Source organism: Enterobacter cloacae complex sp. IR5441 (genome assembly GCF_049238215.1).
Classification (GTDB): domain Bacteria; phylum Pseudomonadota; class Gammaproteobacteria; order Enterobacterales; family Enterobacteriaceae; genus Enterobacter; species Enterobacter hormaechei_C.
This window is the reverse complement of record NZ_JBMKIA010000003.1, coordinates 384,590-387,264: the sequence shown is the minus strand read 5'-3', so window position 1 is coordinate 387,264 and position 2,675 is coordinate 384,590. Positions and strand designations below refer to the sequence as shown.

2 protein-coding genes and 1 pseudogene are annotated in these 2,675 nt (G+C 49.9%); 1 reads left to right on the top strand and 2 read right to left on the bottom strand.

Going from position 1 to position 2,675, the window contains the following annotated elements:
* Positions 1–576: pseudogene (locus ACOTX5_RS06390) on the top strand (hypothetical protein); the annotation flags it as partial.
* Here the strand turns inward: ACOTX5_RS06390 and ACOTX5_RS06385 are convergent.
* A complete protein-coding gene (locus ACOTX5_RS06385) occupies positions 542–1,075 on the bottom strand; it encodes a hypothetical protein (protein WP_221903773.1) in 534 nt (177 codons plus the stop codon). The pseudogene ACOTX5_RS06390 and the gene ACOTX5_RS06385 sit on opposite strands and share 35 nt — an antisense overlap.
* A gap of 303 nt (positions 1,076–1,378) precedes the next feature.
* The gene (locus ACOTX5_RS06380; protein WP_063945170.1) at positions 1,379–2,596 is read right to left on the bottom strand and encodes a tail fiber domain-containing protein; all 1,218 of its coding nucleotides are present in this window, start codon (positions 2,594–2,596) and stop codon (positions 1,379–1,381) included.
* Positions 2,597–2,675: the final 79 nt, after the last annotated feature.

Sequence of the window (2,675 nt, the reverse complement as noted above, 5' to 3'; positions counted from 1 at the left end):
AGTTCCGATTCATCCTACTGCTTTCAGCTTGGGGGACGAGGAAACCAGGGTATGTGGTGGAGGGCAAGAGAAAGCGCCTCATTCCTTCCATGGTTACGAGTTTATGACACTGGTAACACCACCAGAGCTAGTGACGGCACGTTAAAAGCAGCTTCCCCGGTAGTTAAGCTGTTTGCAGACGGTTCGTTTGAGACTAATGGCGAATCAGAAGGCTGTACCGTAACCCGCATGAAAGCCGGAGAGTATCTGATCGAGGGCTGCATAGGGATGAACTCAGATGCGGCGTGGGGTGGTATTGATGGCGGGTTCGATATCCCTAAAGATCGTAATGGGCAGGCCCTAATCTGGCTTGACTATGAGGTAAATGCCGACGGGTCAGTGCTGGTGAAAACATTCCACCGGGAATACCCGTCAGCACCGATATTTGCGAGGAACTCACGGGAAGATTTTGTGGATGGCGAACCGGCCGATATTCCGGCCGATCAGTTTGTCAGTGTCCGTGTAGAGATGCCGCAAAACAGTATCTGGAATCAGCGTGCAGCTATGGCTGAAGTTTCTGATTCATCATCTGATTAAAGGCAGAATCATCAGGCATATCCAGGCGAACATCGATCCAGCTGTTCACCGGCACGTCCATCGGTTCCCCTTTTGTTTTGACGATCTCCCCTTCATCGCTCAGCATGTATTTTCGCTTAAACAGGCGGATAGTCAGCCCACCGCTTTCTGCCTGCTCTGCTTCAACAATCCCAAGCTCTCCCATGCCGCCTGGGTCCATTGGCGGCAGTAACTGCCAGCCTTCTGATGCCAGGCCATCCGAACCGGTAAGAATATATACCCCAACATCCAGCCGAGAGATTTTGATCCCTTCAGCCTCGGCGTTCGCCGTACCGCAGCCGCACCAAGTGAAGCCTACTTCGTCAACATCGGTACGCTGGTTCTCGTTCTGAGATTTCACGATTCTGGCCACCGGCGAAGCTGCCTTAAGCGTGCCATCTGATGCCGTAGTGGTGTTCGCCGAGGAATAATAGACGGCCCACGGTGACCAGTTATTAAGATATCTTCGACGTGATGCCATTCGATTATCAACTGTTAGCTGTATTTGCGATACATAACCTGTGCCATCACCTCCCCCCGCACGTACGCCAGTTATCATGGTGGAATAGGGGTCATAATAATTAGAACCGCTGGCACCAGGGCCAGAACTAAAACACGAGAAAGTTACGTCATTTGCATTTAAAGTGGCGTCAGACGCATTCAGATTTGTTCTGCCTAATCCAAAGTCACCAACTTTCAGAACCCGACCTAGAGTCATATCAGTTGATGATGTGGTTAGTGCGGCTGTTGCGGCACTTCCCAAACCGACCTTTAATATTAATACTCAGTCACTTGGGAGAACCATAGCTTCCAACTTTTCGACCCGCTCGAGTATGCTCAAAATAGCTTCATGATGAAGGGCAGCAGAGACGCCAGAGACATCAACGCTGAGGACGTTTTCTACAACCGTTCCATCTGTAAGCTCTCTGCTTCCGCCGTCATATACTGCTTGTGGGAATACTGATTGGACCTCTTGCGCAATAAAACCGATACCAGGCCCCATTCCATCTTTACGCTCCCATGTACAACCACGCAGCATTTTCATTTTTTCAAGCGGTTCTGATACCCGCTTAACGTTCTCTTTGATCCTCAAATCTGAGTTGCTTGTCCACGTTCCCGGAGCGGTTGCGTTACCGCCTGCCAGAAATTCAAATGACAAATTAGCAGCTCCAAAATTGATCATGTAACTCATAACTGAGGTGCTGTTGCCACGCTTAATACCAGTCAAAACATAATCGTCGTACCATCGATATACCGTCCATCCCATTGCCGCCCCAGTGACAGAGCTGGACTGCCTGTTATTGATCTCGACTCTATTGTTTTCATACGCTTTTACGGCAAACCCGCCATAGTTTGATGTAATGTTCCCCGTAGTTGTAATAGAGCCATTAACTGTTCCACCATCTTTCCCATCGATAGATTTAAAGCGAGAATCATCACCGGAAGCTACAGTTCCCGCTTCCGTTCCGACATTTCTGGTGGCGCTGTCTCCTAAATCGAGGTTTGTGCGAGCGTCAGCAGCATTCTTTGCACCTGTTCCGCCCTGGCTGATACTGAGTGCGGTAGTCAGGCCACTTAGGCTGGTTATATCGCTGTTAGCCCCTTTCTTCGCCAGTGATTTCTGGCCTGGTACTGTGACGGCCACACCGTTAATCGTGATAGTGACGTCTGTAGTACCGTTCATCACATCAGCGAAACCGCTCATGTAACGCTGATACATAGTGAAGGTTTCAGCGATGTCCTGCGCCAGACCGTCGACGCTCAGGCTGTCGCTCAGAAGAATGGCATATTTTGTTCCAGCAGGGATTGCAGGGTTAGCAGCTGGCGTAACGGTGAGAGAGGTTGCGCTTCCAATCGCGGTGATCTGGAAAACCTGCGCTGGGCTGGTCATTGCAATAACGGTACAGCCGTTACGAATAAGAGAACCAGCAGCAGTGAAGTTTGTGCCGGTACCTGTAAGGGTGTTTCCGCTGATGGCGATAGTGCCAGTGGTATAAATCATGTTTTCTCCAGGCAATAAAAAAACCCCGCCGGAGCGAGGTTGATTAAAAAGATAGTTTATTCAGACGTACATATCGGGT

Excerpts from the sequence above, each read along its gene's own strand:
- ACOTX5_RS06385 (WP_221903773.1), bottom strand. The coding sequence starts at position 1,075 with ATGGCATCACGTCGAAGATATCTTAATAACTGGTCACCGTGGGCCGTC.
- ACOTX5_RS06380 (WP_063945170.1), bottom strand. The coding sequence starts at position 2,596 with ATGATTTATACCACTGGCACTATCGCCATCAGCGGAAACACCCTTACA.